The sequence below is a fragment of the Paracoccus sp. KKT209 genome, from assembly GCF_055635455.1.
Map to the genome: position 1 here is coordinate 404879 of NZ_CM145758.1, position 14348 is coordinate 419226.

Annotated in this window: 15 protein-coding genes; 9 read left to right on the top strand and 6 right to left on the bottom strand. The window is 66.5% G+C overall.

Annotation, left to right across the window (positions count from 1 at the left end; all coding sequences use genetic code 11):
* Nucleotides 1-57: 57 nt before the first annotated feature.
* Together ACZ2G3_RS02035 and ACZ2G3_RS02040 are read right to left on the bottom strand one after the other, a co-directional pair.
* A complete protein-coding gene (locus ACZ2G3_RS02035; protein ID WP_470397324.1) occupies nucleotides 58-822 on the bottom strand; it encodes a GNAT family N-acetyltransferase in 765 nt (254 codons plus the stop codon).
* Nucleotides 823-933: 111 nt separating this feature from the next.
* The gene (locus ACZ2G3_RS02040; RefSeq protein ID WP_470397326.1) at nucleotides 934-2031 is read right to left on the bottom strand and encodes an AI-2E family transporter; all 1098 of its coding nucleotides are present in this window, start codon (nucleotides 2029-2031) and stop codon (nucleotides 934-936) included.
* A 160-nt stretch (nucleotides 2032-2191) separates the two neighbouring features.
* Here ACZ2G3_RS02040 and ndk point away from each other — a divergent pair, with 160 nt between their 5' ends.
* The 5 genes from ndk (at nucleotide 2192) to dps (ending at nucleotide 5538) form a co-directional block, all read left to right on the top strand.
* On the top strand, nucleotides 2192-2614 hold the full coding sequence (gene ndk / locus ACZ2G3_RS02045) for a nucleoside-diphosphate kinase (RefSeq protein ID WP_470397327.1): 423 nt from the start codon (nucleotides 2192-2194) through the stop codon (nucleotides 2612-2614).
* A 140-nt stretch (nucleotides 2615-2754) separates the two neighbouring features.
* The gene (gene fabD / locus ACZ2G3_RS02050) at nucleotides 2755-3681 is read left to right on the top strand and encodes an ACP S-malonyltransferase (protein WP_470397329.1); all 927 of its coding nucleotides are present in this window, start codon (nucleotides 2755-2757) and stop codon (nucleotides 3679-3681) included.
* 62 nt (nucleotides 3682-3743) lie between these two features.
* A complete protein-coding gene (gene fabG / locus ACZ2G3_RS02055; protein WP_470397331.1) occupies nucleotides 3744-4481 on the top strand; it encodes a 3-oxoacyl-ACP reductase FabG in 738 nt (245 codons plus the stop codon).
* A 170-nt stretch (nucleotides 4482-4651) separates the two neighbouring features.
* Complete coding sequence (locus ACZ2G3_RS02060) at nucleotides 4652-4885, top strand: acyl carrier protein (protein ID WP_111299847.1); 234 nt, start codon at nucleotides 4652-4654, stop codon at nucleotides 4883-4885.
* A gap of 179 nt (nucleotides 4886-5064) precedes the next feature.
* A complete protein-coding gene (gene dps / locus ACZ2G3_RS02065; RefSeq protein ID WP_470397334.1) occupies nucleotides 5065-5538 on the top strand; it encodes a DNA starvation/stationary phase protection protein Dps in 474 nt (157 codons plus the stop codon).
* 50 nt (nucleotides 5539-5588) lie between these two features.
* Here dps and ACZ2G3_RS02070 read toward each other — a convergent pair whose 3' ends face one another.
* Complete coding sequence (locus ACZ2G3_RS02070; protein WP_419270039.1) at nucleotides 5589-6407, bottom strand: sulfotransferase family protein; 819 nt, start codon at nucleotides 6405-6407, stop codon at nucleotides 5589-5591.
* A gap of 165 nt (nucleotides 6408-6572) precedes the next feature.
* Here ACZ2G3_RS02070 and ACZ2G3_RS02075 point away from each other — a divergent pair, with 165 nt between their 5' ends.
* On the top strand, nucleotides 6573-8150 hold the full coding sequence (locus tag ACZ2G3_RS02075; protein WP_470397336.1) for a DUF5928 domain-containing protein: 1578 nt from the start codon (nucleotides 6573-6575) through the stop codon (nucleotides 8148-8150).
* Nucleotides 8151-8162: 12 nt separating this feature from the next.
* Complete coding sequence (locus tag ACZ2G3_RS02080; protein WP_419270043.1) at nucleotides 8163-8543, top strand: HIT domain-containing protein; 381 nt, start codon at nucleotides 8163-8165, stop codon at nucleotides 8541-8543.
* A 39-nt stretch (nucleotides 8544-8582) separates the two neighbouring features.
* On the opposite strand, the gene ACZ2G3_RS02085 is transcribed toward ACZ2G3_RS02080, so the two are convergent.
* Entirely contained in the window at nucleotides 8583-9506 is a 924-nt protein-coding gene (locus ACZ2G3_RS02085) for an ABC transporter ATP-binding protein (protein ID WP_470397337.1), read from the bottom strand.
* 148 nt (nucleotides 9507-9654) lie between these two features.
* Between ACZ2G3_RS02085 and ACZ2G3_RS02090 the strand changes: the two genes are divergently transcribed.
* Nucleotides 9655-9843 (top strand): zinc-finger domain-containing protein, encoded by a 189-nt coding sequence (locus tag ACZ2G3_RS02090; protein WP_470399020.1) that lies wholly within the window; start codon nucleotides 9655-9657, stop codon nucleotides 9841-9843.
* Between the two features lie 47 nt (nucleotides 9844-9890).
* On the opposite strand, the gene ACZ2G3_RS02095 is transcribed toward ACZ2G3_RS02090, so the two are convergent.
* The gene (locus tag ACZ2G3_RS02095) at nucleotides 9891-10076 is read right to left on the bottom strand and encodes a DUF2256 domain-containing protein (RefSeq protein ID WP_470397338.1); all 186 of its coding nucleotides are present in this window, start codon (nucleotides 10074-10076) and stop codon (nucleotides 9891-9893) included.
* Between the two features lie 79 nt (nucleotides 10077-10155).
* Between ACZ2G3_RS02095 and polA the strand changes: the two genes are divergently transcribed.
* Nucleotides 10156-12954: a DNA polymerase I gene (gene polA, locus ACZ2G3_RS02100; protein WP_470397339.1), complete on the top strand. Its 2799-nt coding sequence runs from the start codon at nucleotides 10156-10158 to the stop codon at nucleotides 12952-12954.
* A 12-nt stretch (nucleotides 12955-12966) separates the two neighbouring features.
* Here polA and hemN read toward each other — a convergent pair whose 3' ends face one another.
* Complete coding sequence (hemN, locus tag ACZ2G3_RS02105; protein ID WP_470397340.1) at nucleotides 12967-14313, bottom strand: oxygen-independent coproporphyrinogen III oxidase; 1347 nt, start codon at nucleotides 14311-14313, stop codon at nucleotides 12967-12969.
* Nucleotides 14314-14348: the final 35 nt, after the last annotated feature.

Here is a 14348-nt window from a genome sequence, read left to right on the forward strand (position 1 = left end):
CGCATCTGCCGAAAGAACCGGCAGACTGCCTATGCGGGCGGCGGTTCCTGTCCGAGGTTACGCCGGGCGGTCCAGCAGCGCGTGCAGCAGGCGCTTGCGGGCGGGGGGGATGGCGCGGATCTCGACCCCGGTAAAGACGTGCATGGTGCGCAGGACCGGGTCCACCACCGCATGGTCGCTAACCCAACCGCCCATGGCCAGGTAGCTGCGCAGCAGCGGCGGCATGGCCGCCATCGCGCGCTTTGGATCCGGCTGGCGCAGGCGCAGGGCGCGGGCAAAGCGGAACACCTTGGGCGCCTTGACGCGCGGCCACCAGCGGCGGGGCGCCAGGTGGCGTTCCTTGAGCATGGCGAAAGCCTCGGCATGAGGCTCTGGCTCGCAGCCGGTGAAGCTGGAACAGCCGAACAGCATCTCGACGCCGGTCTCGTCCACGAATCGGGTCAGGGCGGCCCATGCGATGCGGAGGATGTCGGGGTCCTGCCGGTCGGGATGGATGCAGAACCGCCCCATCTCGACCATCGGCCCGTCAAAGCTGCCCAAGGCCTCAAGGTCGTAGTAGCGGGCCGAATAGCTGCGCTTGATCTGCGATCCGTTGGTCAGCGGCAGGAAACGGTAGCTGCAGACCAGCTGGCCCGACGTGACATCCTCGATCAGCATGTGCCGGCAGTCCGGGTCCAGTTCGTCGGCCTCCAGACGGGTGCCGTCGTCGGGTTGTCCGGTGCGGGCGATGAAGCACAGCCAGCGGAGCCGTTGCGACATGCGCAGATCCTCTGGCGTCTCGGCCAGGCGGGCGCGGTAATGGCCTTTGACAAGCGGCTGCATGGCGCGACCTTCGCTGAAGACAGGTGCAACATACACCCGCCATGTGTCGAAATCACGAAGTCACCTGAGGGAAGGCCAAGTTTCTGGCCGACTGCCCTGCGGCGCGGCAGGTCAGTCGGCGTCGTCGAACTGGTCGCCCAGGACATCCTCGACATAGATGCGCTGGATCAGCAGCATCGCCACGATCAGCAGCGGCGTTCCCAGCAGCACCCCCGCAAAGCCGAACATCGCCCCAAAGGCCACGATGGCGATGATGGTCAGGGCGGGGGGCAGTTCGACGGCATAGCGCTGGATCAGGGGCATCAGCACCTCGCCCTCGAACATCTGGATCACGAAGAACAGGATCGCGACATAAAGGGCCGTCTCGGGGCCTTGGGACAGCGAGAACAGGACCGCGATCGCGCCCGAGAAGAACGGCCCGACGATCGGCACGATATTGGTGAGCCCTGCGATCAGCGCCAGAAGGAAGGCCAGCGGCACCCCCAGAAGCCACAGCCCGATCCAGGCCAGGATCGCCACGACCACCATGTCGACCGCCTGTCCCGCCATCCAGGCGCCCAGCTTGCTGCCCAATTCATCCATGATCCGGGCAGCGCGGCTGCGCTGGCGCAGGGGCACCAGGCGCAGCGCCCCGCGACGATAGAGCGGCGCCTCGACCGCGACGTAAAGCGCGACGATCAGGACCACGAAAAAGGACGACAGGCTGCCCAGGACCGAATTCAAGACGCCGGTCAGGATGCTGATCAGATCCGGCAGGCGTTGGGCGATCTGGGCGGCGTTCTCGCCACCGTTCTCCTCGACCTGCCCCACAATGGTCTGTCCCAGATCACCGGGCAACCAGTTGTTCAGCGCCTGCCAGGACTGCGGCAGCGCAGCCATCAGGTCCCGGAACTGCGCCGATACCGCCGGCCCCGCCAGCCATCCGGCCCCGACCACCAGGCCGATCACCACCAGAAGAACCACGAAGACGCCCAGCTTGACGTTCAGGCCCACGAGCCGGTTCAGCCCCCGCCCCCCGGCCCGGAGCGCGATGGCGATCAGAAGGGCCGCGAAGATCAGCAGCAGGACGTTGGACCAGAACCACATCGCCCCCAAAAGCAGCAGGATCGCGGCACCGGAGGCCAGCGTCCCCAGGGTCAGCGCCCTTTCCTTGCCTGCGGGCGGGGCGGGCGCCTTGGGGCTGTAGGCAGGCGGGGCAAGGTCGATCATGGGAAATCCTTCGGTGGCCGATCAATCAAGCTTTCGCCACCGGTGCCGGTTCCATGGCATTGCGCGCGTCAACCTTGCCGGGGAAGGCCAAGCCTGCTAACCGGACGCGGACTTCCGCAAGCCGCGGGCCCGTCCCGCAGATCAGACAAGGTAACGACCCATGGCCATCGAACGCACGCTTTCCATCATCAAGCCCGACGCGACCCGCCGCAACCTGACCGGCAAGATCAACGCCAAGTTCGAGGATGCCGGCCTGCGCATCGTTGCGCAGAAGCGCGTCAAGCTGTCGGCCGAGCAGGCGGGCAAGTTCTACGAGGTCCACAAGGATCGCCCCTTCTATGGCGAACTGGTCGAGTTCATGGCCTCCGAGCCGGTCGTCGTGCAGGTCCTGGAAGGCGAGAACGCCATTGCCAAGAACCGCGAAGTGATGGGCGCGACCAACCCGGCCAATGCCGACGAGGGCACCATCCGCAGGGAATTCGCCCTGTCCATGGGCGAGAACTCGGTCCACGGGTCGGACGCGGCGGACACCGCCAAGGAAGAGATCGCCTTCTTCTTCTCGGGCCTGGAACTGGTCGGCTGAGGTCGATCCGATCTTTTGGAATGTGAAAATGGGGCCCCGGTGGCCCCTTTTTCTTTGCCTGCCCCCTCCGCGCCCTTGGTTGCGGCACCCGCGCGCAGAGGCTATGCCCTTTTCCAGGGCAATGATTTCAGGGGGATCCCATGCGGGCATTCGTGTTTCCAGGGCAGGGCGCGCAGACGGTCGGGATGGGGCGCGATCTGGCCCAGGCCTATCCGGCCGCGCGCGCCGTCTTTGACGAGGTGGACGAGGCGCTTGGCGAAAAGCTGTCGGCGCTGATCTGGGAGGGCGACGCCGAGACACTGACCCTGACGCAGAACGCCCAGCCCGCGCTGATGGCGACCTCCATCGCGGCCTTCCGCGCGCTGGAGGCCGAGGGCTTCGGCATCGCAGATGCCGACTTCGTCGCGGGCCACTCGCTTGGGGAATATTCGGCGCTCTGCGCGGCCGGGGCTCTGACGCTGTCGGATACCGCGCGACTGCTGCGCCTGCGCGGCCAGGCCATGCAGGAGGCCGTCCCGGTGGGGCAGGGCGCCATGGCCGCCATCCTTGGTCTGGATTTCGACACCGTCGACCGCATCTGCCGCGAAGTGGGCGGCGATGAGGTTGTGCAGGCCGCGAATGACAACGATCCGGCGCAGGTCGTGATCTCGGGGCACAAGGGCGCCGTCGAGGCCGCCGCCGAGGCGATGAAGGCTGCGGGGGCCAAGCGGGCGCTGATGCTACCGGTGTCGGCGCCCTTTCATTCGGTGCTGATGCAGCCCGCTGCCGCCGCCATGGCCGACGCGCTGGCGGGCGTGGACATCCAGCCGCCCGCCGTGCCCGTCTTTGCCAATGTGCGTGCGGAACCCGTGACCGAGCCGGGCGCCATCCGCCGCCTGCTGGTCGAGCAGGTGACCGGCACGGTGCGCTGGCGCGAATCCATCGCCAACTTGGCCGAGGCCGGCGTGACCGAATTCTGGGAGATCGGCGCGGGCAAGGCGCTGTCGGGCATGATCAAGCGCATCGCCAAGGATGCAGTGGTGCGCAACGTGGGCGTGCCGGCCGACGTGGCGGCGCTGAAGGGGTGACCGGAGGACCGGGGCCAGGCCCCGGACCCCGGGGTATTGGGACAACGACGAAGAGGCTTGGGATGTTCGATCTGACGGGAAAGACCGCGCTGGTGACCGGCGCGTCGGGCGGGATCGGCGGCGCGATCGCCGAGGCGCTGCACGCGGCTGGCGCGACCGTTGCCCTGTCGGGCACGCGCGAGGCGCCGCTGCGCGAATTGGCCGAGAAGCTGGGCGATCGTGCGTATGTGGTGACGGCGAACCTGGGCGAGGCGGAATCGCTGGCCGCGCTGCCGAAGGCCGCGGCCGAGGCGATGGGGTCGGTGGACATCCTGATCAACAATGCGGGCATCACGCGCGACAACCTGTTCATGCGCATGTCCGACGAGGAATGGGCGCAGGTTCTGGACGTCAACCTGACCAGCGTCTTCAAGCTGTCGCGCGCGGTGCTGCGCGGCATGATGAAGGCGCGGTGGGGACGGATCGTCAACATCACCTCGGTCGTGGGGGCGACGGGCAATCCGGGGCAGGGCAACTATGCCGCCGCCAAGGCGGGCCTGGTCGGCATGTCGAAATCCCTGGCCTACGAGGTCGCAAGCCGCGGCATCACCGTGAACTGCGTGGCGCCCGGTTTCATCGAGACGCCGATGACCGACAAGCTGACCGACGACCAGAAGGGCAAGATCCTGACCCAGATCCCCGCCGGCCGCATGGGCCACGCGCAGGAGATCGCCGCGGCGGTCCTGTACCTGGCCAGCCCCGACGCCGGCTATGTCACCGGCGCCACCTTGCATGTGAACGGCGGCATGGCGATGATCTGAGGGTCTTGCGCCGCCGCAACGCCCCGCAGGAATCCTTGCGAAAGCGGTTGCATGAAGGTTCATGGGTGCTATATCCCCCGCTTTAGCAGCAGGGGAACCGCCCTGTGCTGAACCGGGCCGCCAGGTCCGTGCAAAACTTGGGCGGATGCCCGCGAGAATGAGGATATGACATGAGCGATATCGCTGATCGCGTGAAGAAGATCGTGGTCGAGCATCTGGGTGTCGACGAGGACAAGGTGGTCGAGTCCGCTTCGTTCATCGACGATCTGGGCGCCGACAGCCTCGACACCGTCGAGCTGGTCATGGCTTTCGAGGAAGAGTTCGGGATCGAGATCCCCGATGACGCCGCCGAGACCATCCAGACCGTCGGCGACGCGGTGAACTTCATCAAGGGCGCGGTCTGATCCGCCACCTTTGGGCCGCGCATCCGTCGCGGCGGCCAGACGGCGCCCCCTGAAAGGGAGGCGCCGTTTTTCATGGCCATGACCTTTCGTCGCAATGGGCGGTTTATATCGCACGCGATGGAACCTCGGGGACGGGCACCTTGTTGTGGCGGCGAAACATCCGAACACAGGAGGCTATCATGGCCGTGAACGTGCAAGGGCTTGAAGACAATGCCCGCAAGACATCCATCGAAACCCTGAACGCCCGTGTCGCCGACAGCATCGCCCTGGGCCTTGCGGTCAAGCAGGCGCATTGGAACATGAAAGGGCCGAACTTCATTGCCGTTCATGAATTCCTGGATGCCGTCTATGCCCGCGTTCTGGACCATACCGACGTGATGGCCGAACGGGTGCAGATCCTGGACGGGCGCGCCATGGGCACGGCCGAGGTGGTGAAGGATGCGACGACGCTGAAACCCTATCCGACCGACGTCACAAAGGTGCAGGATCACCTGAGCGAACTTTGCGCCCGCATCCGCGATCATGGGGCCAAGGTGCGCGCGGCCATCGACAGCACGGACGACGCGGGCGACGCCGATACCGCCGATCTGCTGACCGGCGTGTCGCGCGAGTTGGACAAGGACCTGTGGTTCCTTGAAAGCCACCTGGAATAATCGGCGCGGACAGGCCGCGACAACGGGCGCCTGCGGGCGCCCGTTCGCGTTCAGCGGCCCAGCTTGGCGTGGACCTCGTCCAGGTCGACCTCTCCGAGGGGCATCTTGTTGTCGGGATTGTCGAAGTCATAGCGGAACAGCTGGAAATCGTCCTTGTAGATTTCCCAGGCCAGGTGCCGCGACAGGTCGTCGAAATAGTCGCTGACCTTATGGGCGCGCTTGGGCCCGTGCCCTTCCGATTCGTTGAACCGGGGCACGTCGGCCAGGTCCAGCGGAACCGGGGTCTCGGCCTCGTTCAGCACCTTTTGCATGCCGTCGTTGAAGGCCTCGGTGAAGAAGATGCGATCATAGCGACCGCCGTTCACGATGAAGGTCGAGATATGTCCCGACATGGCCGACCAGTGAATGTCAGGCTCCATCGGCTTGCGGAACCGGATGGTGTCGCGCGCGAACAGCAGGAAGCGGCGAAAGCTGGCGACCTGGTCGAATTCAAAACCATTTTCCGGGCTGCCCACGTCGATGCCATAGCGCTGGACCAGCTGCGGGACCAGGTTGCCGCGATAGCGGCGGCCATTGCGCTGGATCCCCGCGATCTTGTCGAAGAACGAGGACAGGATCCGCGCATAGGGGTTGCGCACGCAGGTGAAGGTCACCGCCTCGTGGGACCGGACCGCGCGTTCGATCGGGTCCTGGCTGTGGTCCTGGGACCACTTGTGCATGCCCTCGTTCGCGTCATGGATGTCGCCGTCGAAGAAGCGGCCGTGGTCCGAATAGTACATGATCTGGCCGATGGTCGAGCAGGCGCATTTCGGCACGACCCGATAGATCATGCTCTCGCTTTCCGTCATCCAGACGCCGGGAAAACCCATGCTTCAATTTCTCCGATCGATCGCGGGCGGCCGCACTTGGGCCGCGACGGGCCGGGCTGCTTGTCCCAACAGTAAAAATGGTTACACACACAAATCAAAACGAGGCGGGATTTTCAACGCCTGACATGGTCGGACTGCCATCATTCCGAGGGACGACAAGACGACATGGCCCGCATCGCCTTCATCCTTCTGGCGCACAAGGACCCGCAGGGGGTGATCGACCAGGCGCGCCGCCTGACGGCGACGGGCGATTTCGTGGCGATCCACTTCGACCGCCGTTCGCCCATGCCGATGTTCCAGCAGATCCGCGACGCGCTTGGGGACCATCCCCGCGTGACCTTTGCCGCACGGCGCATCAGGTGCGGGTGGGGTGAATGGTCGCTGGTCGCGGCCACGTTGGAGGCGTTGCGCGCGGCCGAGGCGGCCTTTCCCCAAGCCACCCATTTCTACATGCTGTCGGGCGACTGCATGCCCATCAAGTCAGCCGAATTTGCCCGGGCCTTCCTGGATGCCGAGGATTGCGACTATATCGAGAGCTTCGACTTTTTCAAAAGCGACTGGATCAAGACCGGCTTCAAGGAGGAGCGGCTGATCTATCGGCACTGGTTCAACGAGCGCAAGCAGCGCCGGCTGTTCTATGCCAGCTTCGACCTGCAGCAGCGCCTTGGGCTGCGGCGCGAGGTGCCCCGCGACCTGCAGGTGATGATCGGGTCGCAATGGTGGTGCCTGCGCCGCCAGACGGTCGAGGGCATCTTCGCGCTGATCCAGTCACGCCCCGAGATCGTCCGCTTCTTCAGCACGACCTGGATCCCGGACGAGACCTTCTTCCAGACGCTGGTCGCGCATTTGGTGCCGCGCACCCAGATCCGGACGCGGACGCTGACCTTCCTGATCTTCACCGATTACGGAATGCCGCTGACCTTTTACAACGACCACTATGACCTGCTGCTGCGCCAGGATTACCTGTTCGCGCGCAAGATCAGCCCCGAGGCGCTGGAGCTGCGGGAACGGCTTGGCGCGCTGTGGCAGAGCGAGGGGCTGGATTTCGCCCTAGTCTCCGAAGGGCGGCGTCTGTTTGCCTTTCTGACGGGACGCGGGCGGATCGGCCGGCGTTTCGCCCCGCGCTTCTGGGAAACCGACGGCAGCCTGGGACACCAGCGCGTGGTCCACATCCTGGTGGCCAAGAAATGGCATGTGGCCAAGCGCCTGACCGCCGCCATTCGGGCGCGATCCGATATTCCTGCCGTGGATTACATCTTCAACGAATCCGAGGCCAACCTGCCGGACATGGGCGGCGTCGAATCCTCCCTGAACAAGCGCGAGCGGCATCGCCGGGCGCTGGTCAAGCTGCTGTTCGACCAGTTCGAATCCGATCACCTGGTGTTCTGCGTCGACCCTTCGGCGCTCAGCCTCATCGCCGATTTCGATGGCGACCGGGCCGAGACGCGGATCCTGTTCGTGGACAGCCGGTTCGACGACGCCTATATCCGCGGCCACATGGAGCGGGTCGGACTGGTCAGCCGCGATGCGCCCGCCGAACTGGCCGACCGGCTGCTGCCGATCATGCGCAGCGACCTGGAACACGAGGCCGACCGCCTGAAGGAGGCGGGCTTTGCGCAGTTCGCGACAATCTCGGAAACCGCCGCGACCGAGCGCAACGCCCTGGCCATTGCGTCCTTCCTGGGCGTCAGCCCGGAGGAGGGGCGGGCGCTGGCCGAAACTCCACATCTCTTTTCCGACTAGAAAGGTAGCCGCATGTCCTTTGCCTATGACGACAGCAACATCTTTGCCCGCATCCTGCGGGGCGAGATCCCCAACGACACCGTGGCCGAAAATGACCACGCGCTGGCCTTTCGCGATATTTCGCCCAAGGCGCCCAGCCATGTCCTGGTGATCCCCAAGGGGCGCTATGTCAGCTTTGACGACTTCGCGGCCAATGCCTCCGAGGCCGAGATCGCGGGCTTCATGCGCCTCTGCGCGCAGGTCTGCGCATCCGAGGGCGTCGGGCTGGACCAGGGGGGCGAGGGCTTTCGCGCGATCACCAATGCCGGCAGCCACGGCGTGCAGGAGGTGCCGCATTTCCACATGCACATCATGGGCGGAGCCGTCATGGGCCCGATGATCGGCGCCCGCTGATCGCAGCGCCGGGTGGGGGTCGCCAAGACCCCCAAACCCTCAGCCCCGGGTCAGTTCAACAAAGACATCCTCGAGGTCGGGCTGTTCGGTCGCGACGTCCAGGATCGGGACCCCGCCGGCGCGCAGCGCGTCCAGGACCTGGTCCGCGCGCAGGCGCGAGGGCGGATAGGTGATCGCCAGCCGCCCGTCCTGCCGCCGTTCGGCCCGCGCCCCCTGGGGCAGGTCGGGCAGCGGGATCTCTCCGCCGGTGTCCAGAACCAGCGTCTTGCCGTCCGTGCGCGCCAGCAGGTCGCGGGTGCTCTGGCGGATGACGACCTCGCCGTGGTTGATGATGGCGATCTCGTCGCACATCTGCTCGGCCTCTTCGAGGTAATGCGTGGTCAGGATGATCGTCATGCCCTGCTGGTTCAGCTTGCGGACATTGGTCCACAGCATCTCGCGCAGCGTGATGTCCACGCCGGCCGTGGGCTCGTCCAGGACCAGGATCTGCGGACGGTGGACCAGCGCCTTGGCCAGCAGCAGCCGCCGCTTCATGCCGCCCGACAGGTTCCGGGCATAGGCATTGGCCTGGTCGGTCAGGCCCACCAGCGCCAGAAGCTCGTCCGTCCAGCGTTCAGATTTCGGCACCCCGTAAAGTCCCGCCTGCACCTCGAGGCTGGCGCGGGGGGTGAAAAAGGGGTCCATGTTCAGTTCCTGGGGCATCACGCCGATGGCCGCGCGGGACTGGCGCGGGTTGCGGTCCTGATCAAAGCCCCAGATCGTGACCTGGCCCGCGGTCTTGTTCACCAGCCCCGCCAGGATGTTGATCATGGTGGACTTGCCCGCGCCGTTCGGCCCCAGCAGCCCGAAGATGCTGCCGGCGCGGATCGTCAGGTCGATGCCCTTCAGCGCCTCCTTGGCGGGGGCGTTGCCCTGGGCGGCATAGGTCTTGCGAAGACCGGTGATCTGGATGGCGTCGGACATGGGGCAATCCTTGCAGAGCTTGCGAAGGCAGGCGGCGCTGCGCTAATGGGGGTTAGACCAGATGATGCAAGCCGCCACAAGAAGGCCAGCCATGACGCAGCACGTGACGCCCGAAACCCCGCTGTCGACCGAAACCGGCCCCGAGGCGCTGAACCGCCCGGCGCCCGTCACGGAAGTCGTGACCCGCTGGCGCGTCAGCTGCGACGGCGACGACGCGGCCGGCATGGGCCACCCGCGCGTCTGGCTGGCGATCGCGCCCGAGGCGGGCTATGTCGATTGCGGCTATTGCGACAAGCGCTTCGTGATCGACCGCGATCACGCCCACGACGACCACTGAGATCAGCATCCCGGGCTGGCGCGCCTTGATCGCTCCTTTGGAGCCCCTCAGGGCGGGGCGACTGCGCCACCCTTGGCCCCGCCCTGCCGCGTCGGCTTCTTGCCCCGGCACCGGTCCGAGCAGTAGCGCACCTGATCCCAGTCCCGTTCCCATTTCTTGCGCCAGCTGAAGGGCAACCCGCAGGCCAGGCAGGTCTTGGTCGGCAGGTCGGACTTGCGGCGCATCCGGGGCATCGGCACCTCCTTTGCGGCGGGTGGAAGAATCCGGTCCGCCATGTCAAAACACGGGCCGAAGCAGCAAGGATAGGTGATCATGGGCGACGCATTCGGCAAGGGCTGTCATCTGCATCTGATCGACGGATCGGCCTTCATCTTTCGCGCCTATCATGCGCTGCCGCCCCTGACGCGCAAGTCCGATGGGTTGCCGGTCGGCGCGGTCGCGGGCTTTTGCAACATGCTGTGGCGTTATGTGCAGACGGATGACGGCCACACCGCGCCGACCCATGCCGCGGTGATCTTCGATCACTCGTCCAAGACCTTCCGCAACGAGATCTATTCCGCCTACAAGGCGCAGCGCCCCGAACCGCCCGAGGACCTGCGCCCGCAGTTCCCGCTGACCCGCGACGCGACCCGCGCCTTCAACATCGCCTGCATCGAGACCCAAGGCTATGAGGCCGACGACATCATCGCCGCCTTGGCCTGCCGGGCGCGCGAGGCGGGCGGGACCGCCACGATCATCAGCAGCGACAAGGACCTGATGCAGCTGATCGGCGACGGCGTGGACATGCTGGACCCGATCAAGAACAAGCTGATCGGCCCCGACGAGGTGATGGAAAAGTTCGGCGTCGGCCCCGACCGCGTGGTGGACGTGCAGGCGCTGGCCGGCGATGCGGTGGACAACGTGCCCGGTGCTCCGGGCATCGGCATCAAGACCGCCGCCCTGCTGATCCAGGAATACGGCGACCTGGAAAGCCTGCTGGAACGTGCGACCGAGATCAAGCAGCCCAAGCGGCGCCAGACCCTGATCGACTTTGCCGAGCAGATCCGCGTCTCCAAGCGGCTGGTCGAGCTGGACTGCAACACGCCCCTGGACTTTACCCTGGAGAGCCTCGAGGTGCGCGCGCCCGAGCCGGAGCGCCTGCTGGCCTTCCTGTCCGAGATGGAGTTCCGCACCCTGACGAACCGCGTGGCCCAGGTGCTGGGCGCCGAGGCCCCGGCGGTTCAGGCAGCCCCCGCCAGTGATGCGCCCGCGGCACCCGAGCAGCCTCCCATCGACACGACGGCCTATGAGACGGTGGCCGACATGGAGGCGCTGGAGGCCTGGATCGCCGCCATCCGCGAGGCAGGCCAGGTCGCCATCGACACCGAGACGACCGCGCTGGACGAAATGCAGGCCGAACTGGTGGGCGTCTCGCTGGCGGTGGCGCCGGGGCGGGCCTGCTATATCCCCTTTGGCCATGTCGCGGGGGGCGATGACCTGTTCGGGCAATCGGCGCGCGTCGGGGGGCAGATGGAGGCCGCCGCCGTCCTGGCCGCGCTGAAGCCGGTGCTGGAGGACGCGTCGATCCTGAAGATCGGCCAGAACCTGAAATACGACTGGAAGATGCTGGCCCGCCACGGCATCCGCATGACCCCCTTGGCCGACACGATGCTGATGTCCTATGCCCTGAACGCCGGCACCCACAACCACGGCATGGACGAGCTGGCCGAGCGCTATCTGGGCCACAAATGCATTCCGATCAAGGAGCTGATCGGATCGGGGAAAAGCCAGATCAACTTCGGCCAGGTGACCCTCGACAAGGCCGCGCCCTATGCGGCCGAAGACGCCGATGTGACACTGCGCCTTTACCAGCATTTCGCGCCCATGCTGCCGGTGGAAAAGGTGTCGACCGTCTATCACACGCTGGAACGGCCGATGATCCCGGTTCTGGCGCAGATGGAGATGGCCGGCGTGCGCATCGACACGGATGTCCTGAAGCGCATGTCGAACGCCTTTTCCCAAAAGATGGCGGGACTGGAGGACGAGATCTATGGCCTTGCCGGCCAGAGCTTCAACATCGGCAGCCCCAAGCAGCTGGGCGAGATCCTGTTCGACAAGATGGGGCTGGCCGGGGGCAAGCAGGGCAAGACCGGGGCCTTTTCCACCAGCGCCGACGTGCTTGAGGACCTGGCCGCCGAAGGTCACGACCTGCCGGCCCGCGTGCTGGACTGGCGCCAGATCAGCAAGCTGAAATCGACCTATACCGACGCGCTGCCGACCTTTGTGAATGCCGAAAGCGGCCGCGTCCACACCTGCTATTCGATCACCGGCGCCCAGACCGGGCGGCTCTCCTCCACCGACCCGAACCTGCAGAACATCCCGATCCGCAGCGACGAGGGGCGCCGCATCCGCCAGGCCTTCATCGCGCCCGAGGGTTATCGGCTGGTCAGCCTGGACTACAGCCAGATCGAGCTGCGCATCCTGGCGCATGTGGCCGACATCCCGGCGCTGAAGCAGGCCTTTCGCGACGGCATCGACATCCATGCCATGACCGCCAGCCAGATGTTCGGCGTCCCGGTCGAGGGGATGGACCCGATGATCCGCCGCCGCGCCAAGGCGATCAACTTTGGCGTCATCTACGGCATCTCGGGCTTTGGTCTGTCGCGCAACCTGCGCATCCCGCGGGCCGAGGCGCAAAGCTTCATCGACACCTATTTCGAGCGCTTCCCCGAGATCCGCGCCTACATGGACCGCACCGTGGCCGAGGCCAAGGCCGACGGTTTCGTGCGCACGCTGTTCGGGCGGCGCATCAACACGCCCGGCATCAACCAGTCGGGTCCTGCCGCCGGCGGCGCCCGCCGGGCCGCGATCAACGCGCCGATCCAGGGGGCGGCGGCCGACATCATCCGCCGCGCGATGATCCGCATGCCCGAGGCCATCGCCGACCTGCCGGCGCGGATGCTGCTGCAGGTGCATGACGAACTGGTCTTCGAGGTGCGCGAGGATGGCGTCGACGACCTGATCGCCCGGGCCCGCGACATCATGGAAAACGCCGCCGAACCCTCGGTCCGGCTGTCGGTGCCGCTGGTCGTCGATGCGGGGCATGGACTGAACTGGGCCGAGGCGCATTAGCGCCCCGGCCGGTCACACCGCGACCGAATGGCTGCCCTGCGGGGCGGCATAGGCGTCCAGCGCCTGCGCGATCAGGCGCGTCAGGGGCCGCCCCTGGGGCAGGATCTCGAAGGCCTCGTCCGTCAGGCGCACGGCGCCGTCGAAACGCTCCAGCAGCGGCGTGAAGATGCCGTCGGGCAGGGGGCCGACCTCGGCCCGGAGGGCGGCCAGGTCGATGCGGAAATCGCACATCAGCGCCTCGATCAGCCGGCCGCGCCAGCGGTCCTCGGGGGTGAAGATATGGCCCCGCACCACCGGGACCCGTCCCTCGCGGATGGCGGCCGTATAGGCGCCGGTGGCCGGCACGTTCTGCGCATAACCTTGCGGATAGCGCGAGATGGACGAGGCGCCCAGGCCGATCAGCACCTGGGCCGGATCGTCGGTATAGCCCTGGAAGTTGCGCCGCAGCCGGCCTTGGGCCGCGGCCTGTGCCAGCCCATCGCCGGGGCGGGCAAAATGGTCGATGCCGATCTGCTGGAATCCGTCGGCCAGGAACAGCTCGGCCGCCGTCTCGAACAGGGCCAGGCGCGCCTCGCCGTCAGGCAGCGATTCGTTCGGGATCATCACCTGGCGCTTGGACATCCAGGGCACATGGGCATAGCCGTAAAGTGCGACCCGGTCGGGGGCCAGGGCCATGACCTTCTGCACCGTGTCCGCAATTCGCTGCCCGGTCTGATAGGGCAGGCCGTAAAGGATATCGACATTCAGGCTGGCGATGCCGTGCTGCCTGATCAGCGCTGCGGCCTGGGCGGTGATCTCGAAACTCTGGGGACGGCCGATCGCCTCCTGGATCTGCGGGTCGAAGTCCTGCACCCCGATCGAGGCGCGGGTCATTCCCGCCGCCGCCAGCGCGGCCATGCGCGGCGCGTCGATCTCGGACGGGTCGATCTCGACCGAGAACTCGCCGCCCTCCTCCATCGGGAAGGCGTTGAAGACCGCGCCCGCCAGCTGGCAGATCAGGTCCGGCGTCAGCAGGGTGGGCGTGCCGCCGCCCCAGTGCAGGCGCGACAAGGCGATACCCGGCGCCAGGCGCCGGCGCAGCGCCTGCAGCTCGGTCTGCAGGGTCTGAACATAGCTTCGCACCGGGTCCATGCTTTGCGTCCCCTGCGTGCGGCAGGCGCAGAACCAGCACAGGCGCCGGCAGAAGGGCACATGGATATAGAGCGAGATCCGCGACCCCGCCGGCACGGCGGCCATCCAGCCGGCGACCAGATCGCCGTCCACGGCCGGCACGAACTGGGTTGCGGGCGGATAGCTGGTATAGCGGGGGGCACGAGCCTCGAACAGGCCGGCGCGTCTCAGTTGCGAAAGGTGTTCCATGTGCCTACAATAAGAGCATGACGCGGACACCTGCC